Raw genomic sequence first — 25,370 nt, forward strand, 5'->3', positions numbered from 1 at the left:
CCCACCACTCGTGACAGCGCCCCCACCGCTCACGACAGCGCCTCCACCAAGCTGGCGCACCCCGCCGCCACCGAGGCGACCAACCCCACCCGGTGCGACTCCACCTTCACCACCAGCTCACCCGCCTGCTTCTGCGCCGCCTGCAACGCCGGCGCCAACGCCTCCCGCGTCGCCCCCGCCTGGGGCGCCACCGAAGCCGACGTCGTCGGCGCCACCGACGACCCCGGCACCCGCGGCGTCGCCCGGTCGACCTCCGCCTGCAACCGCGTCGCGTGCTCGGTCCGCGCCGCGGCGGTCTCAGGCGCTCCGACCGCCGCGGCGAGCGCGGCGTCCGACAGCGCCGCCTTCACCAACTCCGCCAGCGGGTCCGGTGGCGGCGGAGGAGGAGGGGGTGTGGTGCACGCGACTGCCAACGGCGCCGTCGCCGTCGCCAGCAGCACCGCGCGCCTGCTGAACGCCGTTCTTCCGATCACGTGTTCCGATCCTGCCAGAGCCACGCCTCCCCACCACATCGCCCGCACCACCCACCGCCGCCCCACCCACCGCCGCTCATCCCTCCGGGATCCCTCCCCACGCGCCGCCGCCTTCGCCCGCGGCACGTGGGAGGCCGCCGAACGAGATAGTCTGGGCGACCACGGCCGGCGAAGTGCAGCGTCGGCCGGGGTTGCCGTGCCCTCTGCACTCGAACAGAACCTGGAGTCACCACATGTCCAGCCCGCCGCGCGGAGAACTCGCCGCGCAGCTAACACCCGTCGTGCGGGAGGCGGTCGAAGCGATCGGCTTCGACCTCGAGCTGCTCGACGTGAACCAGGCTGGGCGTCGCAGGCTGGTCAAGGTGGTCGTGGACGGCGACGACGGGATCGGGTTGGACGAGGTGGCGCAGGCCAGCCGCGCCGTCTCCGCCGCCCTCGACGCCAACGAGCACCTTATCGCCGGGCCGTACACGCTCGAGGTCACCTCGCCCGGCGCGGACCGCCCGCTCACCAAGCCTCGCCACTGGAAGCGCAACCGGCTGCGCCTGGTGAAGGTCAAGCCGCAGGCTCCTGCCAAGGAGCCGGAGCCGGTCGAGTTCTTCGGCCGGGTCGGCGATGCCGACGACACCGGCGTCGTGCTGCTGGTCAAGGGCGAGCTGCGCCGCGTCGAGTACCGGACGATCGAGCGCGCCGTCGTCGAAGTCGAGTTCAAGCAGCCGCCGGTCGACGAGCTCGCGCTCCTCGAAGGCAAGCACCCGAAGGAGGAGTCGGAGTGAACGTCGACATCGCCGCTCTCAGGGCGATCGAACGGGACAAGGACATCCCCTTCGACACCGTTCTCGAAGCCATCGAGACAGCCCTGCTGACCGCCTACAAGCACACCGAGGGCCACCACGCGCACTCCCGCGTCGAGATCGACCGCAAGAGCGGCGCGGTGCGCGTGCTCGCGCAGGAGCTGAACCCGGACGGCACCGTGGCCGAGGAGTGGGACGACACCCCCGAGGGGTTCGGCCGCATCGCCGCCACCACCGCCCGCCAGGTCATCCTCCAGCGCCTGCGCGACGCCGAGCACGAGCGGACGTTCGGCGAGTTCTCCGCAAAGGAGGGCGAGATCATCGCCGGGGTGGTGCAGCGCGACGCCCGCGCCAACGCCCGCGGCATGGTCGTCGTCCAGGTCGGCGACACCGAGGGCGTGCTGCCGCCCGCCGAGCAGGTGCCCGGCGAGTCCTACGAGCACGGCTCGCGGCTCAAGTGCTACGTCGTGGGCGTGTCCCGCGGCTCACGGGGCCCGCAGATCACCCTTTCGCGCACGCACCCGAACCTGGTGCGCAGGCTGTTCGCGCTCGAGGTGCCCGAGATCGCCGACGGCACCGTGGAGATCCCCGCGGTGGCACGTGAGGCAGGTCACCGTTCGAAGATCGCGGTCCGCACCACCGTCCCCGGCGTCAACGCCAAGGGCGCGTGCATCGGGCCGATGGGCGCCCGGGTGCGCAACGTGATGAGCGAGCTGGCCGGTGAGAAGATCGACATCATCGACCACTCGGACGACCCGGCCACGTTCGTCGGGAATGCCTTGTCACCGGCGAAGGTTGTCTCGGTCAGGGTGCTCGACGAGCGCGCCAAGACGGCACGGGTCGTGGTCCCGGACTTCCAGCTCTCCCTCGCCATCGGCAAGGAGGGGCAGAACGCCCGGCTGGCCGCCCGGCTCACCGGCTGGCGCATCGACATCCGCAGTGATGCGGAGGCCGGCGGGTCCGCTCCGGCGGGCGCATCGGCATCCGGTTCGGCTGAATAGGCAACAGGGGATAGACTTCTCAGTGGTTCAACGTCGGGGATCGGATCTCACGCACATCGGCCCGGTTCGTACGTGCATCGGATGCCGCGCTCGGACGTTGCCCTCCGAGCTGCTGCGCGTGGTGGTCGTGGACGGGGCTGTGGTCCCGGACACACGTCGACGGTTGCCCGGTAGGGGAGCATGGCTGCACCCCGATCCGGACTGCCTCCGCAACGCCGAGAAGCGACGGGCGTTCTCCAGGGCCTTCCGGGTCCAGGGTCCGCTCGACGTGGAACGCGTGCGCGGTCATCTCGAGCAGTGTGGGCAGGAGGTCGCGGGATCGCCCCGTGACCAGCAGGAAGCAAGGAAGCAGGTCGACCCGTCATGAGTCAGCCGTGAAGCTGAAGACATGAACGCGCGACGTTAAGACGAGGTCGACGGGACTTGCCCGCCGGCCTCCCTCACAGAGGAGTGCAGTGGCAGGTAAGGCCCGCGTGCACGAGCTCGCCAAAGAGCTCGGAGTCACGAGTAAAGAACTACTCACCAAGCTCGCCGATCAGGGCGAGTACGTGAAGTCCGCGTCCAGCACCGTCGAGGCCCCCGTGGCCCGACGGCTCCGTGACGCCTACGCCAAGGGCGAGTCCAAGCCCAAGCCCGCAGGCGCCCGTCCGGCGCCGCCGAAGCCCGCGCCGACGAGCGCGGCCTCGGGCGAGACCAAGAGCGAGACGACCCCGCGTCCGCCGGCGCCCGCCGGCAAGCCGGGTCCGCGTCCGGTGCCCGGCCCCAAGCCGATGGCGCCCAAGCCGGTGGCCAAGCCCGCCGCTCCGGCGCCCGCGGCTCCGGCGCCCGCCGCGCAGCCCGAGGCCCCGGCCCCGGCGGCGGCAGCGGCTCCGACGCCCGTCCAGCCGCCCAAGCAGCAGCCGGCCGCCGCGCCCGCGGCGCAGCCGCAGCAGCCCCAGCGGCCCCAGCAGGCGCCCCAGCAGGCGCCGCGGACCAGTGGCCCCGGCCCTCGTCCCGGCCCTCGCGCACCGCAGCAGCAGCCCGCCGCGGCGCAGAACACCCCGTCCGTGGTCCCGCCGCGCCCGCAGGCCCCCAAGCCCGCCGGCCCGCGGCCCCCGCGTCCGGGCAACAACCCGTTCGGCGTGGGCGGTGGCGCTCCGGCGCCGCGTCCGCAGGCCCCGCGCCCGGCCACGCCGGGTGGCGGCGAGCGTCCGTCCGGCCCCAAGCCCGGTGACTCGCGTCCGGCAGGCCCCCGTCCGGGTGGCTCCGGTGGCGGTCCCGGCGGTCCCCGGCCCAACCCCGGCAACATGCCGCCTCGGCCGAACCCGGGCATGATGCCCGGTCGTCCCGCGCCCCGCCCCGGTGGCGGTGGCGGTGGCGGCGGTCGTGGCCCCGGCGGTCCTGGTGGCGGCGGCGGTGGCCGCGGTCCTGGTGGCGGCGGCGGTCGTCCCGGTGGCGGTGGCGGCGCCGGTGGCGGCTTCCGCCCCGGTGGCGGCGGCGGTGGCGCCGGTGGCGGCTTCCGTCCCGGTGGCGGCGGTGGCGGCGGCGGTGGCTTCCGCCCCGGCGGTGGCGGCGGCGGTGGCGGTGGCGCACCGGCCGGTGGTGGCGGCGGTTTCCGCGGTCGTCCCGGTGGTGGCGGTCCCGGTGGTCGCGGCGGCGCCGCGGGCGCCTTCGGCCGTCCCGGTGGTCCGGCGCGTCGTGGCCGCAAGTCGAAGCGGCAGAAGCGCCAGGAGTACATGGACAACATGCAGGCGCCGTCGGTCGGTGGCGTCCGCCTGCCCAAGGGCAGCGGCGAGACGATCCGCCTGCCGCGTGGCGCCTCGCTGACCGACTTCGCCGACAAGATCAACGCCAACCCGGCTTCGCTGGTGCAGGTGCTGTTCCACCTCGGCGAGATGGTCACCGCGACGCAGTCCGTCTCCGACGAGATCCTGGAGCTGCTCGGCTCCGAGATGAACTACAACGTGCAGGTCGTGTCCCCCGAGGAGGAGGACCGCGAGCTGCTGGAGACGTTCGACATCACCTACGGCGACGACGCCGGCGGCGAGGAGGACCTCCAGATCCGTCCGCCGGTCGTGACCGTCATGGGTCACGTCGACCACGGCAAGACGCGCCTGTTGGACACCATCCGCACGGCGAAGGTGGCCGAGGGCGAGGCGGGTGGCATCACCCAGCACATCGGCGCCTACCAGGTGAACACGGAGCTCGAGGGCAACGAGCGCCTGATCACGTTCATCGACACCCCGGGTCACGAGGCGTTCACCGCCATGCGTGCTCGTGGTGCGAACTCGACCGACATCGCGGTCATCGTGGTGGCGGCCGACGACGGCGTGATGCCGCAGACGGTGGAAGCGATCAACCACGCCCAGGCGGCCAACGCGCCGATCGTGGTCGCGGTGAACAAGATCGACAAGGAGGGGGCCAACCCCGCCAAGATCCGCCAGCAGCTCACCGAGTACGGGCTGGTCGCCGAGGAGTACGGCGGCGAGACCATGTTCGTCGACATCTCGGCGAAGCAGGGCATCAACATCGACGGCCTGCTGGAAGCGATCCTGCTGACCGCCGACGCGTCGCTCGACCTGCGGGCCAACCCGGAGATGGAGGCGCAGGGCGTCGCCATCGAGGCGCACCTGGACCGCGGTCGCGGTCCGGTGGCCACGGTGCTGGTCCAGCGCGGTTCGCTCCGCGTGGGTGACTCGATCGTGGCGGGCGCCGCCTACGGTCGCGTGCGCCGCATGGTCGACGAGCACGGCGCGGACGTCACGGTGGCGACGCCGTCGCGTCCGGTGCAGGTCATCGGCCTCACCTCGGTGCCCGGCGCGGGCGACACGTTCCTCGTGGTCGAGGAGGACCGGGTGGCCCGGCAGATCGCCGAGCGCCGCCAGGCCCGCAACCGCAACGCGATGAACGCCGCGAAGCGCAAGCGCGTCAGCCTGGAAGACCTGGACGCCGCGTTGAAGGAGACGAGCGCCCTCACCTTGATCATCAAGGGCGACAACTCGGGTACCGTCGAGGCCCTCGAGGACGCGCTGATGAAGATCGAGGTCGGCGACGACGTCGAGCTGCGGGTCATCCACCGCGGCGTCGGTGGCATCACCGAAGGCGACATCAACCTCGCCGTCGCGGGTAACGCCATCGTCCTGGGCTTCAACGTCCGGGCCGAGGGCAAGGCCACCGAACTCGCCAACCGCGAGGGCGTGGACGTCCGCTACTACACGGTGATCTACCAGGCGATCGACGAGATCGAGCAGGCCCTGAAGGGCATGCTCAAGCCGGAGTACGAAGAGGTCCAGCTGGGACGCGCGGAGGTCCGCGAGGTCTTCAAGTCCTCCAAGGTCGGCACGATCGCGGGTTGCCTCGTGATGTCGGGCGAGATCCGGCGCAACGCCCGGGCCCGCCTGCTGCGCGACAACAACGTCGTGCAGGAGAACCTGCCGATCAGCTCGCTGCGCCGGTTCAAGGACGACGCGACCGAGGTCCGCGAGGGCTTCGAGTGTGGTCTGACGCTCGGCAACTACAGCGACCTGAAGGTCGGCGACATCATCGAGACGTTCGAGATGCGCGAGAAGCCGCGCGCCTGATCGTCTTCAGCCAGGTGCGGGGCCGTCGTAGCCGGCGGCCCCGCACCTCTGAACACCCCTTGGTGATCATCTGTGTTCGTCGGTGCCCTTGAGTTGGACGTGCTGCTCGGAGACGTGCACTCGTTGAAGCAGAAGCGGTCCGTGGTCAAGCCCGTCGTGGCCGAGCTGCGCCGCAGGTTCGAGGTGTCGGTCGCCGAGGCCGGCCACCTGGACCTGCACCGCCGAGCCCTGATCGGAGTGGCGGCCGTCGCCGCCGACGCCGAGCATGTGAGGGACGTGATGGCCGCCTGCGAGCGGCTGGTGGCCGGACGGCCCGAACTGGAACTTCTCTCCGCCCGCCACAGGTTGGTCGGGCCGGAGGACGACTAGCAAGCGTCGCCGGGCAGGCGACGAATCGCAACGACAGGAGGGGAGCGCCGTGGCCGACCAGGCACGGGCTCGCAAGCTGGCCAAGCGGATCTCGCAGATCGTGGCTTCCGCGCTGGAGCACGAGGTGAAGGACCCGCGGCTGGCTCGCGTCACCATCACGGACACGAGGGTGACCGGCGACCTGCACGACGCGACGATCTACTACACCGTGCTCGGCGAGAAGCTGGACTCCGAGCCGGACCTCGCGGGCGCCGCGGCGGCGCTGGAGAAGGCCAAGGGCGTGCTGCGCACCATGGTCGGCCAGCAGACCGGTGTCCGGTTCACGCCGACCCTGTCGTTCGTCACCGACAACGTGCCCGCCGAGGCGCGTCGGATGGACGAACTGCTGGCCAAGGCGCGGGAGCTGGACGCCGAGGTGGCGCGCATCGCGCACGGCGCGGAGCCGGCGGGCGAGCCCGACCCGTACAAGCCTCCGCGCGAGGCCGAGGACGCCGACTAGCGTTCTCGCCGTGCACAACGATCCGAGCTTGAACGACCCGAGCGCGTCTCACGACCCGAGCGCGTCCGACGGTGTCCGCGTGTCCGACGGCCTCCGCGTGTCCGGCGACTTGAGCGCGGACCTCGCGGAGGCCGCTCGCGTCCTGTCCACCGCCACCGACGTGACGCTGCTGGCGCACGTGAACCCCGACGCGGACGCGCTGGGCAGCGCGTTGGCGCTGGGGCTGGTCCTGCACCGCCGGGGCGCGGTGGTCCGGGTGTCGTTCGGCGCGCCGGCCGAGGTGCCGGAGACGTTGCGGGACTTGGACGTGGCGGGGCTGCTGGTGCCCGCGTCCGCCGTGCCCGCCGCGCCGCCGGTGCTGGTCGCGTTGGACACGGGCAGTGTCGGGCGGCTCGGCCCGCTGGCCGATCGGGTGTCCACCGCCGGTGTGGTGGTGGTGGTGGACCACCACGTGTCGAACCCGGGGTTCGGGCACGTGAACGTGGTGGACGACCGGGCCGAGGCGACCGCGCTCGTGGTGCTGCGGCTGCTGGACGTGCTGGGGGTCGAGCTGGACGAGCCGGTGGCCCGGTGCGTGTACGCGGGTCTGGTGACGGACACGCGGTCGTTCCGGCACGCGTCGGCCACGACGCACGAGGTGGCCGCCCGGCTGCTCGCGGCCGGGGTGGACGCCGAGGCCGTGGCCCGGCCGTTGATGGACTCTCACCCGTTCGGGTACTTGGGCATGTTGGCGAAGGTGCTGGGCCGGGCGCGCCTGGAGCGCGAGGCGGCGGGCGGGCTGGGGTTCGCGCACGCCGTCGTGACGTTGGAGGACGCCGCCGGGCTGCGGCCCGAGGAGGTCGAGAGCGTGGTCGACCTGGTGCGGACCACGGCCGAGGCCGAGGTGGCGGCGGTGCTGAAGGAGCTGCGGCCGTCGTCGTGGTCGGTGTCGTTGCGCGCGGTGAGCGCGGTGGACGTGCGAGAGGTGGCGCAGCTGCTCGGCGGTGGTGGCCACCGGCTGGCCGCGGGCTTCACCGCCTCCGGCGAGGCCGATGAGGTGCTGGCGAGCCTGCGTGCCGCCCTGGAGACCGTGACCGCGCGGTCCTGAGCGTTGAACTCGGGTGTTCCCAACGTAGGACTCACGCGTTCTGGGCGTAGGACTCACGCGAGAGTCCTGCGTTCGGGACGCGTGTGTCGGGCATTGAGGGGATCAGGTGGAGGAGCGGGTTCCGGCGCGGAGGGTGGTCGGGTTGGCCGCGCCCGCGCTGGTGGTGCTGGCGGCCGAGCCGCTGTACGTGCTGGTGGACACGGCGGTCGTCGGGCACCTCGGCGCGCTGCCGCTGGCCGGCCTCGCGGTGGGCGGCGTGCTGTTCACGCAGGTCGCGACCCAGTTGACGTTCCTCTCCTACGGCACGACGGCGCGCACGGCACGGCTGTTCGGCGCGGACCGGCGGCGTGAGGCGGTCGAGGAGGGCGTGCAGGCGACGTGGCTGGCGCTGGCCGTCGGCGCGCTGGTGATCGTGCTCGGGCAGCTGCTGGCCGGTCCCGCCGCACGGCTGCTCGGCGGTGGCGGCGAGGTGGCCGACAACGCCGTCGCGTGGCTGCGGATCGCGTTGTTCGGCGCGCCGTTCGTGCTGGTCACGATGGCCGGCAACGGCTGGATGCGCGGCGTGCAGGACACCCGCCGCCCGCTGCGGTACGTGCTCGTCGGCAACGCCATCTCGGCGGTGTTGTGCCCGCTCCTGGTGCACGGCGCGCACTGGGGCCTGGAGGGCTCGGCGGTCGCGAACGTGATCGCCCAGGTGCTCTCGGCCGGGCTGTTCCTCAAGGCGCTGCGCTCGGAACGGGTGAGCCTGCGGCCCGACCGGCGGCGCATGCGGGCCCAGCTGGGCCTCGGCCGGGACCTCGTCCTGCGCAGCCTCGCGTTCCAGGCGTGCTTCCTGTCCGCCGCGTCGGTGGCCGCGCGCACGTCGGTCGGCGCGGTCGGCGCGCACCAGGTCGTGTTGCAGCTGTGGACGTTCCTCGCGCTCGTGCTGGACTCGCTGGCGATCGCCGCCCAGTCGATCGTCGGCGCGGCGCTCGGCGCGGAACGCCGCGAGCAGGCACGTCGGTTCGCCTGGCAGGTGACCGGGTACGGGCTGTGGTTCGGCGTGCTGCTCGGCGTCGCGTTCGCGGCGCTGTCCGGCCCGCTGCCGATGGTGTTCACCAGCGACCGGGCCGTGCTGGACGAGATACCGCACGCCTGGTGGTTCTTCGTGGGCCTGCAGCCGATCGCGGGCGTGGTGTTCGCGCTGGACGGCGTGCTGCTCGGCGCGGGCGACGCGGCGTTCCTGCGCACCGCGACGCTGACCTCGGCGGCGCTCGGCTTCCTGCCGCTGGTGTGGGCGTCCTACGCGTTCGGCTGGGGGCTGATCGGGATCTGGAGCGGCCTGTCGGCGTTCATGGTGCTGCGGCTCGTGCTGGTGCTGTGGCGGACCCGATCGGGGGAGTGGGCTCGCGTAGGCGTGGTGTGACCAGGCGTGATGTGGTGTTCGGCACCCTCAGGAATCGTTAACAACAGGCAACTGTTTCTCGATACTGCGAGTGCTGCCGCACGGAAGCCTAGGAGATTCACCTTGCCGGTCGATCGTGCCACGAAACACGCGTGGCTGATCTGGTCAACCGCCGTCCTCGTCTACATCGCCGCCCTGTTCCACCGGACCTCGCTCGGCGTGGCCGGCCTGGAGGCGAGCGACCGCTTCGCCGTCGGACCCGCCGCGCTCGGCACGTTCACCGTGCTGCAGATCGGCCTCTACGCGCTGATGCAGATCCCCACCGGCCTGCTGGTGGACCGCTTCGGCCCGCGCCGCGTGCTCACCGCCGCCGCCCTGCTCATGGGCGTCGGCCAGACCCTGTTCGCGCTCGCCGAGTCCTACCCGCTCGGCCTGGCCGCACGCGCGGTGCTCGGCGTCGGCGACGCCATGACGTGGGTCAGCGTGCTGCGCCTGGCCGCCGCCCACTTCCCGCCCCGCCGGTTCACCCTGGTCATGACGCTGTCCGCCGCGCTGGGCGGCGCGGGCAACCTGGTCGCGACCGTGCCGCTGACGTTGCTGCTGGACAACGCGGGCTGGACGGTGACGTTCCTGGTCGCGGGTCTCGCCACGGCGGCGTACGCGGCGGTGGTCGCGTGGCGCGTGCGCGCGGTGCCCGACGGCGTGCCGCAGCCCGCGGTCGAACCGGTGCCGTTGCGCGCGGTGGGGGCGAAGGTGAAGGACGCGTGGCGCGAGCCGAGCACCCGTCTCGGGTTCTGGGTGCACTTCACGTCGATGTCGGCGCCCGCCGTGCTCGGCTTGCTGTGGGGTTTCCCGTACCTGGTCGAGGCGCAGGGCCTGTCGCGGCCGTCGGCGTCGGCGGTGCTGAGCACGCTGGTGCTGGTGGCGATCGTGACCGGGCCGGTGATGGGCACGGTGATCGGCAACCGGCCGGAGTGGCGGATGCCGATCGTCGGCGCCTACCTGGCCGCGGCCGTGCTGTCCTGGGCCGTGCTGCTCGGCTGGCCGGGCGGTGTGCTGCCGACGCCCGCGCTGTACGCGGTGTTCGCGGTGCTTGCGCTGGGCAGCCCGGCCTCTGGTGTGGCGTTCGCGCTGGTGCGCGACTACAACCCGCTGCACCGGGTCAGCACGGCGACCGGCGTGGCCAACGTCGGCGGGTTCGCCGCGATCACGTTCACCGCCCTGGTCGTCGGCGTGCTGCTGGACGTGGTGGAGCCCGTGCTCCCGGCGCCGCAGGCGTACCGGATCGCGTTCCTGTCCGTGGTGGCGGTGGTGCTGGTGGGCCTGTGGCGCACGGTGGTGTGGTGGCGTCGAGCGCGCGCCGCGGTGTTCGCCGCCGAGGACCGGGGCGAGTCCGTGCCCGTGCAGTTGCGCCGCCGCCGGTGGGACGTGATCGCGGGCGCAGCCGACAAGCGCGCTCTGGTCGAGGCCTAGGATCCTCGTCCGTGTCCGCATCTTCTCGTGTTCGTCCCTCTGGGCCACCCGTCCCGCCCGGCCTCGTCGTGATCGACAAGCCCGACGGCATGACCTCCCACGACGTGGTGGCCAAGGTCCGCCGCATCCTCGGCACCCGCAAGGTCGGGCACGCGGGCACGCTCGACCCGATGGCGACCGGCGTGCTCGTGCTCGGCATCGAGCGGGCCACCAAGCTGCTCGGCCACCTCGCGCTGGACAGCAAGGCGTACCTGTCGACGATCCGCCTCGGCTCGTCCACCACGACCGACGACGCCGAGGGCGAGGTGCTGTCCACGGCCGACGCGTCCGAAGTGGACGAGGACGCGATCCGGGCCGGTGTGGCGAAGTTGACCGGCGCGATCGAGCAGGTGCCCAGCGCGGTGAGCGCGGTGAAGATCGACGGCAAGCGCGCCTACGCGCGGGTCCGCGCCGGCGAGACGGTGGAGATCCCGGCGCGCCCGGTGACGGTGCACCGCTTCGACGTGCTGTCGGTCCGCCGCGAGGGCGAGGGCGTCACCGAGCTCGACGTGATGGTGGAGTGCTCGTCCGGGACCTACGTGCGCGCGCTGGCCCGTGACCTCGGCGCGGACCTGGGTGTCGGCGGCCACCTGGCGGCCCTGCGCCGCACCCGCGTCGGCCCGTTCGACCTGCGCGTGGCCAAGACGCTGGAGCAGCTGGAGAGCGCGCCGGGCCTGTCCCTGGACCTGGACGCGGCCGTGTCCACCGCGTTCCCCCGCCGCGAGATCGCGCCGCGCGAGGCGGTCGCCCTCTCGCACGGCCAACGGCTGGCCGCGGGCGGGCTGGACGGCACGTACGGCGTGTTCGGCCCGGACGGCCACGTGGTGGCGCTGGCGAAGGACGAGGGTCCGATCGCCAAGCCGTTGGTGGTACTCACGCCGAGCGGCTAGGGCCTACCGTGGACGCCATGTCGAGATGGGTGTGGCCGGCCGCGGCCGGTGTGGTGACGTCGGCCACGGGGGTGGCTATCAACCTCGCCACCGACGGCCGCGCGAACCCGTGGGCTTGGGCGACGGTCGTGCTGCTCACCGCGTTGGGCGTGGTCATCGCCCTGCGCGTGCAAGCTCCGGCCCCGACGCCGCCGGGCGAACCGGCCGAGCGGTCCGAACCGGCCGAACCGGCCGAACCGGCCGCCGCCGAGCCACAGCCGCCCACCGCGAACGTGCGCAACAGCATCAGCGGCACCGTGCACGGCGCCGCGGTGCAGGGTGGCAACCTCGGCCCGGTCACGGTCAACTCGCCGACCACGATCAACCAGAACGCGGTCGCGCGCGACGGCGGCACCGTCCACCAGGCCGGTCGCGACATCCGCCACGACTAGCCGACCTCGGACGGCGCGCCGGGGCCGACCGCCTAGGCTGGCCCGCGTGCAACGCTGGAGAGGGCTCGACCACCTACCCGGCGGCTGGGGCCGCTGCGTGGTGACCATCGGCGTGTTCGACGGCGTCCACCGAGGGCACCAAGCGCTGATCGGTCGTGCGGTCGGGTTGGCCGAGGACAAGGGCGTGCCGAGCGTCCTCATCACCTTCGACCCGCACCCGTCCGAAGTGGTCCGGCCGGGCAGCCACCCGGCGCAGCTGACCAGCCTGCGCCGGCGCGCCGAGCTGGTCGAGGGCCTCGGCGTCGACGTGTTCTGCGTGATCCCGTTCACCGCGGAGCTCTCGCGCACGCCCGCCGACGAGTTCGCGCACGAGGTGCTGGTGGACCGGCTGCACGTGGCGGCCGTGGTGGTGGGGGAGAACTTCACGTTCGGCCACAAGGCGGCGGGGAACGTGACCCTGCTGCGCGAGCTGGGCAAGAGATTCGGTTTCGTGACCGAGGGGGCGGACCTGGTGACCGACGACAGCGTGACGTACTCGTCGACCTACATCCGGGCGTGCATCGACGCGGGCGACGTGGCCGCCGCGGCGCAGGCGCTCGGCCGGCCGCACCGGCTGGAGGGCATCGTGGTGCGCGGCGACGGCCGCGGCAAGGAACTGGGCTTCCCCACGGCCAACCTGTCGACCGCGCGGTTCGCCGCCGTGCCCGCGGACGGCGTGTACGCGTGCTGGTTCGTGCACGGCTCGGGCCGCCGCCTCAAGGCCGCGGTGAGCGTGGGCACCAACCCGACGTTCTCCGGCCGGGAACGGCGGGTCGAGGCATTCGTGCTCGACGTCGACGAGGACTTCTACGGCCAGCGGGTCGCGCTCGACTTCGTGGACCGGCTGCGGGACATGGTGAAGTTCGACAGCGTCGAGTCGCTGCTGGAGCAGATGCACCGCGACGTGGCCACGGCGCGTGACCTCCTGCTGGATCCGGGTGACGCCTGACCGGTTGAACCAGGTGGGTGGAACCGACCGTGCGACACGGCACGACCTGGCAGGATGCCTGTCACGTCCGTCGGTCAGGGGAGAGGCGAAGGTGGAGGACCACAAGATCGTCCAGCGCAATCTCGCGTTGCAGCGGGAGTGGTACGGGGAACCCTTGGGCGACCGGGTGCGCCGGCTCGTGGTCGCGTTCAGCGTCTCCCAGGCCCAGCTCGCGGACGTGCTCGGCATCAGCGCGCCGATGCTGAGCCAGGTCATGAGCGGACGGCGGGCCAAGATCGGCAACCCGTCCGTGCTGGCCCGGATGATCATGCTGGAGCGCAAGGTCCTCACCCCCGACGTCGCGTCCGGCTCGCCCGACGCGTTGCAGCGCGCGCTGGAGGACGTCCGCCAGTCGAAGCCGACCGTGAGCCGCGACTCGCTGCCGGTGAACGGCAGCGCGGACGACGAGGCCGTGGTGTTCCCGTTCCTGCGCCGCCTGGCCGACGGCCGCGAGCTGTCGCAGGCCGCCGACGTGCTCGGCGAGGACTTCCCGGCCCTGGCCGAGCTGCTGCGCCGCGCGGGCAAGGTCCGCGACGCCTGACCCGCCCCGCCCCGCCCGTGAGCCTCTTCTCCGCCATCTTCCCGCCCGCCGACGTCGTCGACGAGCTGCACGACGCCCTCCGCCCGTTCCGCGCCGCGCACCCCCGGCTGCGCTGGCAGCACCCGGCCCGCTGGCACGTCACCGTCCGGTTCTTCGGCGAGGCCGAGCCCGCCGGTCAGCTCGACGGCCTCGACCGCGTGACCGCGCCCGTGCTGAGGCTGCGCGGCAGCGGCACGTTCCGCCAGGTGCTGTGGATCGGGGTGGACGGCGAGCTGGCCGAGCTGGGTGAGGCGGCCCGCGTGCCGCCGGACTGGCGACCGCACGTGACCGTGGCCCGCGGCGCCGTGCTGCCGCACGTGGAGTTCACCGGTCGTGAGTGGACGGTCACTGAGGTCGCCCTGGTCCGCAGCCACCCGGCCGAGGGCTACTCGGTGCTCGACCGAGTGCCCTTGAGCACGGCAAACGGGTAACGCGTCACCACTGCTGGTAACCTCGACATTTGGGTCTGGCTGCGGTCCGTGGCGGCCAGTACCGACTACCCCGCTCACGTGGGGCCGCACGGCACTTAACCAGCACAAGGAGCAATGAGCACGTGGCACTGACCACCGAGCAGAAGAAGACCATCCTCACCGAGTACGGCGTCCACGACACGGACACCGGTTCGGCCGAGGCCCAGGTCGCGCTGCTGAGCAAGCGCATCGCCGACCTGACGGAGCACCTGAAGCAGCACAAGCACGACCACCACTCGCGTCGGGGCCTGCTGTTGCTGGTCGGCCGTCGCCGCCGGCTGCTCAACTACCTCCAGAAGGTGGACATCCAGCGCTACCGCGCCCTCATCGGGCGGCTCGGCCTGCGCAGGTGATCCTTGCCGAGGGGGAGTGACCACCAAGGTCACTCCCCCTCGGCGTTAATCGAAAACAAGACGAGGGAAGCACGCGCGGCGCCCGGGACGACAGTTCGCCGGTCCTCGGTAGTGGCCCCCTGGTAGAGGAAACCCCAGGGGACTTCGATCGAAGACCGGCCTCGTCCGAACCGCGATCCCGCGCCATGAGCGCGCTGTGACCCGCATGACGAGGAGTACCCATATGACGGACATCGAGGTCCACGAGACTTCCGCCACGATCGACAACGGTCGGTTCGGCACGCGCACCATCCGCTTCGAGACCGGTCGCCTGGCCCGCCAGGCGGCGGGCTCGGTCGTCGCCTACCTGGACGACGAGACGATGCTGCTGTCGGCGACGACGGCGTCGAAGCACCCCAAGGAGCACTTCGACTTCTTCCCCCTCACGGTGGACGTCGAGGAGCGCATGTACGCCGCGGGCCGCATCCCCGGCTCGTTCTTCCGCCGCGAGGGTCGCCCGTCGACCGACGCGATCCTGACCTGTCGCCTCATCGACCGGCCGCTGCGCCCGTCCTTCGTGGACGGTCTGCGCAACGAGATCCAGGTCGTCATCACGGTGATGAGCCTGAACCCGGCCGACCTGTACGACGTCGTGGCGATCAACGCCGCGTCGGCGTCCACGCAGCTGGCGGGCCTGCCGTTCTCGGGCCCCATCGGCGGCGTCCGGGTGGCGCTCATCGAGGGCCAGTGGGTGGCGTTCCCGACCCACGAGCAGCTGGAGAAGGCCGTGTTCGACATGGTCGTCGCCGGCCGCGTCGTCGGTGACGACGTCGCGATCATGATGGTCGAGGCCGAGGCCACCGACAACGTCATCGACCTGATCGGCGAGGGCGCGCAGGCGCCGACCGAAGAGGTCGTCGCCGCCGGTCTGGAGGCGTCGAAGCCGTTCATCAAGGCGCTGTGCGACGCGCAGGCCCAGCTGGCGCAGGTCGCGGCGAAGGCCACCGGCGAGTTCCCGACCTACCCGGCCTACCAGCCCGACGCCTTCGAGGCCGTCGAGCAGGCCGCGGCCGGCGAGCTGGGTCAGGCGATGACCATCGGTGGCAAGCAGGAGCGCGAGTCCCGCATCGACGAGATCAAGGCGTCGGTGCTGGAGAAGCTGGCCGAGCAGTTCGAGGGTCGCGAGAAGGAGGTCGGCGCGGCGTTCCGCTCGCTGACCAAGAAGCTGGTCCGCCAGCGCATCCTGCGCGACAAGGTCCGCATCGACGGCCGCGGCCTCACCGAGATCCGGTCGCTGTCGGCCGAGGTCGAGCTGATCCCGCGGGCGCACGGCTCGGCGCTGTTCGAGCGCGGCGAGACCCAGATCCTGGGTGTCACCACGCTGAACATGCTGCGCATGGAGCAGCAGATCGACTCGCTGGCCCCGGAGACGCACAAGCGCTACCTGCACCACTACAACTTCCCGCCGTTCTCCACCGGTGAGACCGGCCGCGTGGGCTCGCCCAAGCGCCGCGAGATCGGCCACGGCGCGCTGGCCGAGCGGGCGCTGATGCCCGTGCTGCCCAAGCGCGAGGAGTTCCCCTACGCGATCCGCCAGGTCTCCGAGGCGCTGAGCTCCAACGGCTCGACGTCCATGGGCTCGGTCTGCGCGTCCACGATGTCGCTGCTCAACGCCGGCGTGCCGCTGAAGGCGCCGGTCTCGGGCATCGCCATGGGCCTGGTGTCCGACGAGGTCGACGGCAAGACGGAGTACGTCGCGCTGACCGACATCCTCGGCGCCGAGGACGCGTTCGGCGACATGGACTTCAAGGTCGCCGGCACCAAGGAGTTCGTCACCGCGCTGCAGCTGGACACCAAGCTGGACGGCATCCCGTCCGAGGTGCTCGGCGCGGCCCTGGGCCAGGCCCGCGACGCGCGCCTGACCATCCTGGAGGTCATGGCCGAGGCCATCGACAGCCCGGACGAGATGAGCCCGTTCGCGCCGCGCGTGACGTCGGTCAAGATCCCGACCGACAAGATCGGCGAGGTCATCGGCCCGAAGGGCAAGATGATCAACTCGATCACCGAGCAGACCGGCGCCGACATCTCCATCGAGGACGACGGCACGATCTACGTCGGCGCGGCGGACGGCCCGTCGGCCGAGGCCGCGATCGGCCTGATCAACGCGATCGCGAACCCGCAGCTGCCGAAGGTGGGCGAGCGCTTCCTGGGCACCGTGGTGAAGACCGCGGCGTTCGGCGCGTTCGTGTCCCTGCTCCCGGGCAAGGACGGCCTGATCCACATCTCGAAGCTGGGCAACGGCAAGCGCATCAACAAGGTGGAGGACGTCGTCAAGGTCGGCGACAAGCTCCAGGTCGAGATCGCCGACATCGACCAGCGCGGCAAGATCAGCCTGGTCCTGGTCAGCGACGACGCGGAGCAGGCCCCGGCCGGCGACGCGCCCGTGCAGGACACCGCACCTGCCGAGGCCAACGCGCAGTGACGAAGAGCGTCAACGGGACGGCCGCGGGTGCTTCGGGCACCCGCGGCCGTCCGCTTACGCGCAGGCCCGGGCACCTGCAGAAGCCGGGCAGCACGATGTCGCTGGAACGCGGTGACGCGGGCGTCGCCGTGCGCCGCAGCGTGCTGCCCTCCGGCCTGCGGGTCATCACCGAGCGCATCCCCGGCGTCCGGTCGGCGTCGGTCGGCCTGTGGGTGCAGGTCGGGTCGCGCGACGAGCGGGTCGAGGTCGCGGGCGCCGCGCACTACCTGGAACACCTGCTGTTCAAGGGCACGGCGAACCGCACGGCGGCGGAGATCGCCGAGGAGATCGACGCGGTCGGCGGCGAGCTGAACGCGTTCACCGCCAAGGAGCACACCTGCTACTACGCGCACGTCCTGGACGAGGACCTGCCGCTGGCGATGGACCTGGTGTGCGACGTGGTGTTCGACGCGCTGTGCGAGCCGCGCGACTTCGAGACCGAGCGCGGCGTGGTGCTCGAAGAGATCGCCATGCGCGACGACGACCCGGAAGACCTGCTGCACGACGCGTTCCTGGACGCCCTGCTGGGCGAGCACGCGCTGGGCCGCCCGGTGCTGGGCACCGAGCAGTCCATCGGGGACATGGACCGCGACGCGCTGTTCGGCTTCTACAAGAAGCGCTACACGCTGCCGCGGATGGTGCTCGCCGTGGCGGGCAACATCGACCACGCGCACGTGATGCGCTTGGTGCGCAAGCAGATCGGCGACCGGCTCGACCGCGTCGGCACGCCTGTCGCGCCCCGGGCGGGCCGGGCGCGCATCCCGGGTTCGCGCAAGCTGGTGCTGCACTCCGACGACACCGAGCAGGCGCACCTGATGCTGGGCGTGCGCGGGCTCGACCGGCACGACGAGCGCCGGTTCGCGTTGAACGTGCTCAACGCCGCGTTGGGCGGCGGGATGAGCTCTCGGCTGTTCCAGGAGGTCAGGGAACGGCGCGGCCTGGCGTACCAGGTGTACTCGTCGGTCGGCCTCTACGCCGACGCGGGCACGTTGTCGGTCTACGCGGGCTGCCAGCCGGACCGGCTCGGCGACGTGGCCGGCGTGGTGCGCGGCGTGCTGTCCACCGTGGCCCGTGACGGGCTGAGCGACGCGGAGGTGGCCCGCGGCAAGGGCCAGCTGCGCGGCGGGCTCGTGCTCGGCCTGGAGGACACCAGTTCGCGGATGTCGCGCATCGGCAAGGGCGAGCTGAACTACGGCGACTACCTGTCGGTCGAGCAGACGTTGGCGCGCATCGACGAGGTCACCGCGGCCGACGTCGCCGCGTTGGCGAAGGACTTGCTGCGACGTCCCGTCGCCGCCGCCGTGGTCGGCCCTTACGCTCACGCCGACGATCTGCCGTCCCAGGTGCACGAGGTGATCTCTTGAGTTCCGCAGAACCACTCCGCGTAGGCGTCATCGGGGCCAGGGGCCGCATGGGCGCCGAGGTGTGCCGCGCGGTCGAGGCCGCCGGCGACATGGACGTCGTGGCCATGGTCGACGCGGGTGACTGGCTGTTCAACCTGGCCGACGCCGGCGCCCAGGTCGCGGTCGACTTCACCAGCCCCGAGGTGGTGATGGACAACATCCGGTTCTGCGTGGACAACGACATCCACGCCGTCGTCGGCACCTCCGGGTTCGACGCGCAGCGGCTGGGCACGGTCGCCGAGTGGCTCGACGCGAAGCCGGGGCTGGGCGTGCTGGTGGCGCCGAACTTCGCCATCGGCGCCGTGCTGTCCATGCGGTTCGCGGAGCTGGCCGCCCCGTACTACGAGTCGGCCGAGGTCATCGAGCTGCACCACCCGCGCAAGGTGGACGCGCCCTCCGGCACCGCCGCGCACACGGCCCGGCTGATCTCGCAGGCGCGTGAGGCGGCGGGCGTCGGCCCGATGCCGGACGCGACCACGCAGGAGGCCCCCGGCGCGCGTGGGACGCTCGTGGACGACGTGCGGGTGCACTCGCTGCGCGTGGCCGGGCTGATCGCGCACCAGGAGGTCGTGTTCGGCACGGAGGGCGAGACGCTGACGCTGCGGCACGACTCGCTGGACCGCAAGTCGTTCATGCCGGGCGTGCTGCTGGCCGTGCGGTCGATCGCGCAGCACCCCGGGCTCTCCGTGGGGCTCGACAAGTACATGGACCTCTGACCCGACCCGGGGCAGCCGACACCGTGAAGCCGACACCGTGAAGACCCGCACCGCAGTGTTCGTGATCACCGCCGCGCTCGCGGTGTACTTCGTGCTGCTCGGCGGCCGGGCCGTGGTGCTGCTCGGCACCGGCGACCCGGTCGGCGTCGGCCTCGGCGTCGGCGTGCTCGTGCTGCCGCTGATCGGCGCGTGGATCGCGTGGACGAACCTCAGGTTCGGCTTCACCACCGAGCGGATGGCGCGGCAGCTCGACGCCGAGGGCGGTCTCCTCGACACGTCCGGGCTGTCGCGCCGCCCGTCCGGCCGGGTGGACCGGGAGGCGGCCGACGCCTGGTTCGAGGAGCGCCGGGTCGACGTCGAGGCGCGCCCGGAGGACTGGCGGTCGTGGTTCCTGCTGGCGCAGGCCTACGACCTGGCCGGCGACCGCGGCCGGGCCCGCGAGACCATGAGGAAAGCGATCGACCTGTTCTCCCTGCCGACGAATCGGGCGTAAGTCGTTCGAGTGAAGCCCGATTCATTCGGTCTTCACGCTCTGTTGCCTTGGATCTTCCGCAGGTGTGGTTACCGTGGGTGCTGTGGCGAAGACCTGCGAGAACCTGCGGCTGACCGTTGCCTGCGTGGTCGTCGTCGTCGCGCTCGGCATCGCGCTCACGCTCGGCTGACCACGCCGGCTCCCCGGGGAAGAATCAGGCGAACCGCCGCCCGTCCCAGGAGTGCCCATGCCCTTCGCTCGGATCGTCCGGGCGGCCCTCGCCGTCGCCGCGGCCCTGGTCGCGACCGGTCTTCTCACCCCGATGGCCACGGCGCGCGCCGCGGTCGGCTGCGACGTCGACTACGACATCACCGACCAGTGGCGAAGCGGGTTCGGCGCGCGCGTCACCGTGACCAACCTCGGCGACCCGCTGTCGGGCTGGACCCTGGAGTGGACGTTCACCGCCGGGCAGCGGGTCACCTCCGAGACGTGGAACGGCGTGTTCACCCAGAGCGGGAGCACCGTGCGGGTGAAGAACGCCTCCCACAACGGTTCGGTGCCCACGGGCAGGTCGGTGTCGGTCGGCTTCAACGGCACCTGGTCGGGCAGCAACCCCGCGCCGACGTCGTTCACCGTGGACGGCGTGCCGTGCACGGGCTCCCCCGTGACCGTGGGCACCACGAGTGGCGCCCCGGCGCCGTCGTCCACGCCGTCGCTCACGACCGAGCCGTCCGCCACGACCACCACGACGACGACCACCACGACGTCGGTGTCCACGACCTCGTCGTCGGCCACGACCGGGCCGTCGGAGTCGTCGGTGGCGGCCTCCGGCACGTTCACCTGGCCGACCGCGTCGCCGAAGCCCGCGGTCGTGCTGTCCGCGGAGGTGAGCCCCGACAGCGGGGTGGACGCGCTGCGCCTCGGCCTGGTCATCAGCCTGCTCGTGGCGGCCGTGGGCATCGCCGTCCTGCTCGTCGTGCGCCGCCACCTCGGACGGGTGGGTGAGCGCCCCGACGAGCGGCCCTGAGGAGGGTCACACGACCGGGTGGTTCACCGTGCGCTCAGCCGAGTGGCGGGGTAGCCGAAGAGGCATGGATCGCACAGCGGTGGACCGCCTCTACGACTGTGACGTGCTGGATCGGCACGGCCGGCCCATCGGACCGGTCGCGGGGGTGTGGCTGGCCGGTGACCGGCCGCTGTGGGCCTCGGTGCGCAGCGACGGCGGCACGACGCTCGTCCCGATCCGCGGTGCCCAGGTGCGCGACCGCAGGCTCGTGGTGCCGGTCGAGAAGCGCGAGGTGGAGGACGCCCCGAAGGTCGGCGACCGGGACCTCTCGGAGGCCGAGCAGGCCGAGCTGCACGACCACTACGGGCTGGTGCTGCCCGAGCAGCGCCTGGTGCGCCACCAGCGCGCCGTCAGTGCACCCACCAGCCAGCCACCGCGGCAGGTGAGGCGGCGAGCACGCTGAACCGGGCGAACCGGCCGGCCACGCTGGTCGAGATGAACAGCCAGGACGACATGCCTGCCAGGCCCGCCAGCACGGTGGTGAACATGAACGGCGGCAGGCCGACCACGGAGCTCACCGCGTGCGTGCCGAACATCCAGTGCGGGTGGCGGTGGCAGCGCACGCGCACCCACTCCAACCTGGCCTTCCACTTGAGCCGCCACGGCGATAACGCCTTGGCCGGCTTCACCTTGCGCCTCATGAACGCGGGCAGGTGCAGCGAGCCGCGGGCGGCCAGGAAGTAGAACATCTTGCCCAGCACCTGGCCGACGGCGACCGCGATACCGATCCACCACCACGAGATGCCCGGTTGCTGGGTGACCAGTCCGATGACGAAGATCTCGATGCTGATGAGGGGTACCAGCGCGGAGCCGAAGGCGACGCTGAACGTGAGGCACAACCACCCGAGCACTTGGTGAGGCTACCCGTGCGGTCACGGCAAGAGCAGTAGGGTCAACCCCCCGGTAACCCTTATTTCCCGCAACGGCCGCCCGCCGGCGTCCAGGGTGCGGACCGTGCCGTCGGCCTCCCAGTCGGCCCTGCCGTAGAAGCCGATCGACGCCTTGTCCGCCTCGGGCACCCACGCGACACCCCTCGTGGCGCCGGCTTCACGCAGGTGGGAGGCGGCCGTGGCGAGGAGCCTGCCGCCGTGCCCGCGCCGTGCCCAGCGCGGTTCCACGAGCACGCTCACCAGCGCCGTCGTCGCCGCGTCCTCGGGCAGCGAGCCGTCCGCGTGCGCTACTTCTTCTTCGGGCGCCATCCCGGCGACGCAGAAACCGACCGTCCACGTGCCCTCGGTGGCGACGAACACCTGACCGTGCCCGACCGCCTCGGCCCACGCGGGAGCGGTCTGGTCGACGTCGATGGCTTGCAGCACCTCGGCGGGGACGATGTCCCGGTAGGCGGTGCGCCAGGTGTCTCGGTGGATGCGGGCGATCTCCGCCACGTCGTCGGGCTGTGCGGTGCGCACGGTGGCGTCGGCCATGGGCGGCACCCTATCCGGCAGGCGGGGCGCGCTCGACGTGCGGAGCCGGGGGAGTCCGATGTCACGGCTCCGCGGCGGAAATCCGCGTGATTCCACCCGTGCCGGCGTGAAAGCGTCGGTGACGTGCGTTGGGCAGCGTTGGGCGTCGTGTACGTGGTCTGGGGTTCGACCTACCTGGGCATCAAGTTCACCATCGAGTCGATGCCGCCGCTGTTGTCGGGCGGCACGCGGTTCCTGGTCGCCGGCGCGGTGCTGGCGGCGGTGGTGGCCTGGCGCGGCGGGCTGCGGATGACGTGGCGGCAGTTCGGCTCGGCGGTGCTGCTGGGGCTGCTGCTGCCCGCCTGGGGCAACGGGCTCGTGGTGCTGGCCGAGCAGTCGGTGGCGTCGGGGTTGGCGGCGCTGCTGGTGGCGTCCGTGCCGCTGTACGTGGTGCTGATGCGGCGGTTCGCCGGTGAACGGCCGCACGGCGTGACGTACGCGGGGGTGGCCATCGGTCTGGTGGGGCTGGCCGTGTTGTTGTCGGACGACATGGGCGATTCGTCGTGGTGGGGACCGTGGGTGGTGCTGCTGGCGGCGTTCGGGTGGGCGCTGGGGTCGTTCCTGAGCAGTCGGCTGGACACGCCGGCGAACCCGTTCGCGCTGTCCGCGGTGGAGATGCTGGCCGGGGGGACGGCGTTGACGGTGGCGGGGCTGGTCGCCGGGGAACGGGTGTCGTTCGGCGAGATCACCACGTCGTCGTGGGTGGCGTGGGGCTACCTGGTGGTGTTCGGGTCGTTGCTGGCGTTCAGCTCGTACGTGTACGTGCTGGGGCAGTTGCCGGTGTCGACCGTGGCGACCTACGCGTACGTGAACCCGGTGATCGCGGTGGTGCTCGGGGTGTGGCTGGCCGACGAGCGGTTCGGGGTGGTGCAGCTGCTCGGCGGTCTGCTGGTGGTGCTGGCGGTGGTGCTGGTGGTTCGGGCCGAGCGGAAACGTCGTACCCCGGTGGGAGTATCCAGCCGTGCAGAAGATGAACGCTGACGTCGCTCGCCGCATCGCCTTGGGCGCACAGGGTTTCGCCGACCCCCGGCCAGCCTCCGCGCCCGACCGGCGGCACCTGCGGAAGGTGCTGTCCCGGATCCGGTTGTTGCAGCTGGACTCGGTGAACGTCGCCGTCCGCGCGCACTACATGCCGTTGTTCAGCAGGCTCGGGGCCTACGCGCCGTCCCTGGTGGACGACGCGGCGTGGTCGCACGGCGTGCGCAAGCCGCGACTGCTGGTGGAGTACTGGGCGCACGAGGCGAGCCTGGTGCCGGTGGAGGACTGGCCGTTGCTGCACTCCGGGGCCAAGCGCCCCGGCTGGTGGAAGAACTACACGACGGTCGCCGAGCGCTCGCCGCAGCTCGTGGACGACATCCTGGCGGTGGTGAAGGAACTGGGGCCGCTCGGCGCGGGCGCGATCGAGAAGGCGTTGGCCGGTGGCGGGCCGCGGGCGAAGGACCACTGGGGCTGGAACTGGTCCGAGGTCAAGAAGGTGTGCGAGTACCTGTTCGGCGAGGGCGTGCTGACGACCGGGACGCGGCGCGGTTTCGAGCGGCTGTACGACCTGAGCGAACGCGTGCTGCCGCCGGAGGTGCTGGCGCGGCGGCTGTCGGTGTCCGCGGAGGAGGGCGCGCGGGAGCTGGTGGCGCGTGCGGCGACGGCGATGGGCGTGGCGACCGAGCCCGACCTGCGTGACTACTACCGGTTGCAGCCCGCGCGCAGTCGGCAGGCCGTGGCGGAGCTGGTCGAGGCGGGGGTGCTGGAGCCGGTCGAGGTGCGGGGGTGGGGCGTGCCCGCGTACCGGCACGTCGAGGCGCGCGTGCCGCGGCGGATCACCGGGCGGGCGTTGCTGTGCCCGTTCGACCCGCTGATCTGGGAACGGGCCCGGACCGAGCGGATCTTCGACTTCTTCTACCGGATCGAGATCTACGTGCCCGCGCCGAAGCGGGTGCACGGCTACTACGTGTTCCCGTTCCTGCTGGACGGCGAGCTGGTGGGGCGGGTCGACCTGAAGGCGGACCGGGCGGCGGGCGTGCTGCGGGTGCAGGCGGCGTACGCCGAGCCGGGCGCGGACGTGGGCCGGGTCGCGGTCGAACTGGCCTCCGAGCTGCGGCACATGGCGGACTGGCTGGAGCTGGACGACGTGGAGGTCGTGCTCAAGGGCGATCTCGCCGGGGTGCTGAAGGCGGTGGCGCGGTGATGTCCACCACCTGGTGGGCTGACAGAATTTGAAATCTGTCATCCCAAGTCTCATAGTGGAGTCATGACGAACTCCACCCACCGCGTGACCCGGCGTCGGGTCCTGGGCACGACCGGTCCCGAGGTGTCGGCGCTCGGCCTCGGCTGCATGGGCATGTCGGACCTGTACGGCCCGGCCGACGAGGCGGAGAGCGTGGCCACCATCCACGCCGCCGTCGACGCGGGCGTGACGCTGCTCGACACGGGCGACTTCTACGGCATGGGCCACAACGAGCTGCTGATCCGCCAGGCCCTGCGCGACCGCAACCGCGACGACGTGGCGATCAGCGTCAAGTTCGGCGCGCTGCGCGACGCGGACGGCGGCTGGCACGGCAACGACGCCAGGCCGGGGGCCGTGCGCAACTTCCTCGCCTACACGCTGCGCCGGCTCGGCACGGACCACGTCGACGTCTACCGCCCGGCCCGCCTCGACCCGGCCGTCCCGATCGAGGAGACCGTGGGCGCGATCAAGGAGGAGGTCGAGAAGGGCCACGTCCGCCACATCGGCCTGTCCGAGGTCGGCGCGGACACGCTGCGCCGGGCCGACGCCGTGCACCCGATCGTCGACCTCCAGATCGAGTACTCGCTGATCTCCCGGGGCATCGAGGAGGAGATCCTCCCCACCGCCCGCGAACTGGGCATCGGCGTCACGGCGTACGGCGTGCTGTCGCGCGGCCTGATCTCGGGCCACTGGACGGCGTCCAGGCGGGCCGACGACTTCCGCGCGGTCTCGCCGCGGTTCCAGGGCGACAACCTCGACCACAACCTGTCGCTGGTGGAGGCCCTGCGCGCGGTGGCCGCCGAGAAGGGCGCGACGGTCGCGCAGCTGGCGATCGCCTGGGTCCTGGCCCAGGGCGAGGACATCGTCCCGCTGGTGGGCGCGCGCCGCCGCGACCGGCTGACCGAGGCCCTCGGCGCGCTGGACGTCACCCTCACCGAGTCGGACCTGACCCGGATCGAGGCGGCGGTCCCGGCCGACGCCGCGGCGGGCGAGCGCTACGCGCCGGCCCTCATGGCGCACCTGGACAGCGAGCGCTGACCGCGGCCGGGGCGGTCGGCCGGTGCGCGCACAATTGACCGGACCAGCCGGCGACACCAGG

At 72.1% G+C, this 25,370-nt stretch carries 27 protein-coding genes; 24 read left to right on the forward strand and 3 right to left on the reverse strand.

All coding sequences use genetic code 11. The features are described from left to right. Positions 1-29: 29 nt before the first annotated feature. Entirely contained in the window at positions 30-473 is a 444-nt protein-coding gene (locus tag AB0H12_RS06435) for a hypothetical protein (protein ID WP_499621285.1), read from the reverse strand. Between the two features lie 233 nt (positions 474-706). On the opposite strand from AB0H12_RS06435, the gene rimP reads away from it, so the two are divergent. The 21 genes from rimP to AB0H12_RS06540 all read left to right on the forward strand — a co-directional run bounded on the left by rimP (position 707) and on the right by AB0H12_RS06540 (position 20,990). Beyond that, positions 707-1,249: a ribosome maturation factor RimP gene (gene rimP, locus AB0H12_RS06440; protein ID WP_499621286.1), complete on the forward strand. Its 543-nt coding sequence runs from the start codon at positions 707-709 to the stop codon at positions 1,247-1,249. Further along, on the forward strand, positions 1,246-2,268 hold the full coding sequence (nusA, locus tag AB0H12_RS06445; protein ID WP_230570289.1) for a transcription termination factor NusA: 1,023 nt from the start codon (positions 1,246-1,248) through the stop codon (positions 2,266-2,268). Before rimP ends, nusA begins: the two co-directional genes overlap by 4 nt. After that, complete coding sequence (locus tag AB0H12_RS06450; protein ID WP_499621287.1) at positions 2,210-2,635, forward strand: YlxR family protein; 426 nt, start codon at positions 2,210-2,212, stop codon at positions 2,633-2,635. The genes nusA and AB0H12_RS06450 overlap by 59 nt, the downstream gene beginning before the upstream one ends. An 88-nt stretch (positions 2,636-2,723) precedes the next feature. Continuing rightward, complete coding sequence (gene infB / locus AB0H12_RS06455) at positions 2,724-5,828, forward strand: translation initiation factor IF-2 (protein ID WP_499621289.1); 3,105 nt, start codon at positions 2,724-2,726, stop codon at positions 5,826-5,828. A 72-nt stretch (positions 5,829-5,900) separates the two neighbouring features. Beyond that, positions 5,901-6,197, forward strand: a complete 297-nt coding sequence (locus AB0H12_RS06460; protein WP_230570286.1) for a DUF503 domain-containing protein — start codon at positions 5,901-5,903, stop codon at positions 6,195-6,197. 49 nt (positions 6,198-6,246) lie between these two features. Next, positions 6,247-6,696, forward strand: coding sequence for a 30S ribosome-binding factor RbfA (gene rbfA / locus AB0H12_RS06465; RefSeq protein ID WP_123746043.1), 450 nt, complete (start codon positions 6,247-6,249; stop codon positions 6,694-6,696). Positions 6,697-6,793: 97 nt separating this feature from the next. Further along, complete coding sequence (locus AB0H12_RS06470) at positions 6,794-7,783, forward strand: DHH family phosphoesterase (protein ID WP_499621777.1); 990 nt, start codon at positions 6,794-6,796, stop codon at positions 7,781-7,783. A gap of 106 nt (positions 7,784-7,889) precedes the next feature. After that, entirely contained in the window at positions 7,890-9,188 is a 1,299-nt protein-coding gene (locus AB0H12_RS06475; protein WP_499621290.1) for an MATE family efflux transporter, read from the forward strand. A gap of 102 nt (positions 9,189-9,290) precedes the next feature. Then, entirely contained in the window at positions 9,291-10,640 is a 1,350-nt protein-coding gene (locus AB0H12_RS06480) for an MFS transporter (RefSeq protein ID WP_499621291.1), read from the forward strand. Between the two features lie 68 nt (positions 10,641-10,708). Beyond that, the gene (truB, locus tag AB0H12_RS06485; protein ID WP_499621293.1) at positions 10,709-11,569 is read left to right on the forward strand and encodes a tRNA pseudouridine(55) synthase TruB; all 861 of its coding nucleotides are present in this window, start codon (positions 10,709-10,711) and stop codon (positions 11,567-11,569) included. A 17-nt stretch (positions 11,570-11,586) separates the two neighbouring features. Further along, positions 11,587-12,000 carry a hypothetical protein gene (locus AB0H12_RS06490; RefSeq protein ID WP_499621294.1) on the forward strand — a complete coding sequence of 138 codons (414 nt, stop codon included), beginning with the start codon at positions 11,587-11,589 and terminating at the stop codon, positions 11,998-12,000. A gap of 46 nt (positions 12,001-12,046) precedes the next feature. Continuing rightward, positions 12,047-12,988 carry a bifunctional riboflavin kinase/FAD synthetase gene (locus AB0H12_RS06495; RefSeq protein WP_499621296.1) on the forward strand — a complete coding sequence of 314 codons (942 nt, stop codon included), beginning with the start codon at positions 12,047-12,049 and terminating at the stop codon, positions 12,986-12,988. Positions 12,989-13,079: 91 nt separating this feature from the next. Further along, the gene (locus AB0H12_RS06500; RefSeq protein WP_230570278.1) at positions 13,080-13,568 is read left to right on the forward strand and encodes a helix-turn-helix domain-containing protein; all 489 of its coding nucleotides are present in this window, start codon (positions 13,080-13,082) and stop codon (positions 13,566-13,568) included. A gap of 17 nt (positions 13,569-13,585) precedes the next feature. After that, entirely contained in the window at positions 13,586-14,038 is a 453-nt protein-coding gene (locus tag AB0H12_RS06505; protein ID WP_230570277.1) for a 2'-5' RNA ligase family protein, read from the forward strand. Positions 14,039-14,160: 122 nt separating this feature from the next. Further along, the gene (gene rpsO / locus AB0H12_RS06510) at positions 14,161-14,430 is read left to right on the forward strand and encodes a 30S ribosomal protein S15 (protein WP_230570276.1); all 270 of its coding nucleotides are present in this window, start codon (positions 14,161-14,163) and stop codon (positions 14,428-14,430) included. 223 nt (positions 14,431-14,653) lie between these two features. Further along, complete coding sequence (locus AB0H12_RS06515; protein ID WP_230570275.1) at positions 14,654-16,891, forward strand: polyribonucleotide nucleotidyltransferase; 2,238 nt, start codon at positions 14,654-14,656, stop codon at positions 16,889-16,891. A 95-nt stretch (positions 16,892-16,986) separates the two neighbouring features. After that, the gene (locus AB0H12_RS06520; protein WP_499621778.1) at positions 16,987-18,294 is read left to right on the forward strand and encodes a M16 family metallopeptidase; all 1,308 of its coding nucleotides are present in this window, start codon (positions 16,987-16,989) and stop codon (positions 18,292-18,294) included. Next, a complete protein-coding gene (gene dapB, locus AB0H12_RS06525) occupies positions 18,291-19,049 on the forward strand; it encodes a 4-hydroxy-tetrahydrodipicolinate reductase (protein ID WP_499621298.1) in 759 nt (252 codons plus the stop codon). The genes AB0H12_RS06520 and dapB overlap by 4 nt, the downstream gene beginning before the upstream one ends. A 37-nt stretch (positions 19,050-19,086) precedes the next feature. Then, complete coding sequence (locus tag AB0H12_RS06530) at positions 19,087-19,542, forward strand: tetratricopeptide repeat protein (protein ID WP_499621300.1); 456 nt, start codon at positions 19,087-19,089, stop codon at positions 19,540-19,542. A gap of 226 nt (positions 19,543-19,768) precedes the next feature. After that, complete coding sequence (locus tag AB0H12_RS06535; RefSeq protein WP_499621302.1) at positions 19,769-20,548, forward strand: cellulose-binding domain-containing protein; 780 nt, start codon at positions 19,769-19,771, stop codon at positions 20,546-20,548. A 64-nt stretch (positions 20,549-20,612) separates the two neighbouring features. Then, positions 20,613-20,990, forward strand: a complete 378-nt coding sequence (locus AB0H12_RS06540; RefSeq protein WP_499621303.1) for a hypothetical protein — start codon at positions 20,613-20,615, stop codon at positions 20,988-20,990. Here AB0H12_RS06540 and AB0H12_RS06545 read toward each other — a convergent pair. Both AB0H12_RS06545 and AB0H12_RS06550 read right to left on the reverse strand, forming a co-directional pair. Further along, positions 20,938-21,438, reverse strand: coding sequence for a YqaA family protein (locus tag AB0H12_RS06545; protein WP_230570271.1), 501 nt, complete (start codon positions 21,436-21,438; stop codon positions 20,938-20,940). The genes AB0H12_RS06540 and AB0H12_RS06545 overlap by 53 nt on opposite strands. Before the next feature lie 21 nt (positions 21,439-21,459). Further along, on the reverse strand, positions 21,460-22,011 hold the full coding sequence (locus AB0H12_RS06550) for a GNAT family N-acetyltransferase (RefSeq protein WP_499621304.1): 552 nt from the start codon (positions 22,009-22,011) through the stop codon (positions 21,460-21,462). Positions 22,012-22,134: 123 nt separating this feature from the next. Here AB0H12_RS06550 and AB0H12_RS06555 point away from each other — a divergent pair, with 123 nt between their 5' ends. From AB0H12_RS06555 to AB0H12_RS06565, 3 genes are all read left to right on the forward strand, one after another. Next, the gene (locus tag AB0H12_RS06555; RefSeq protein ID WP_499621306.1) at positions 22,135-23,031 is read left to right on the forward strand and encodes an EamA family transporter; all 897 of its coding nucleotides are present in this window, start codon (positions 22,135-22,137) and stop codon (positions 23,029-23,031) included. Then, positions 23,021-24,232 carry a winged helix-turn-helix domain-containing protein gene (locus AB0H12_RS06560; RefSeq protein ID WP_499621308.1) on the forward strand — a complete coding sequence of 404 codons (1,212 nt, stop codon included), beginning with the start codon at positions 23,021-23,023 and terminating at the stop codon, positions 24,230-24,232. Before AB0H12_RS06555 ends, AB0H12_RS06560 begins: the two co-directional genes overlap by 11 nt. Positions 24,233-24,295: 63 nt before the next feature. Then, entirely contained in the window at positions 24,296-25,309 is a 1,014-nt protein-coding gene (locus AB0H12_RS06565) for an aldo/keto reductase (protein ID WP_499621309.1), read from the forward strand. Positions 25,310-25,370: the final 61 nt, after the last annotated feature.

The sequence above is a fragment of the Actinosynnema sp. NPDC023794 genome (assembly GCF_040639675.1).
In the GTDB taxonomy this organism is placed as follows: domain Bacteria; phylum Actinomycetota; class Actinomycetes; order Mycobacteriales; family Pseudonocardiaceae; genus Actinosynnema; species Actinosynnema luteola.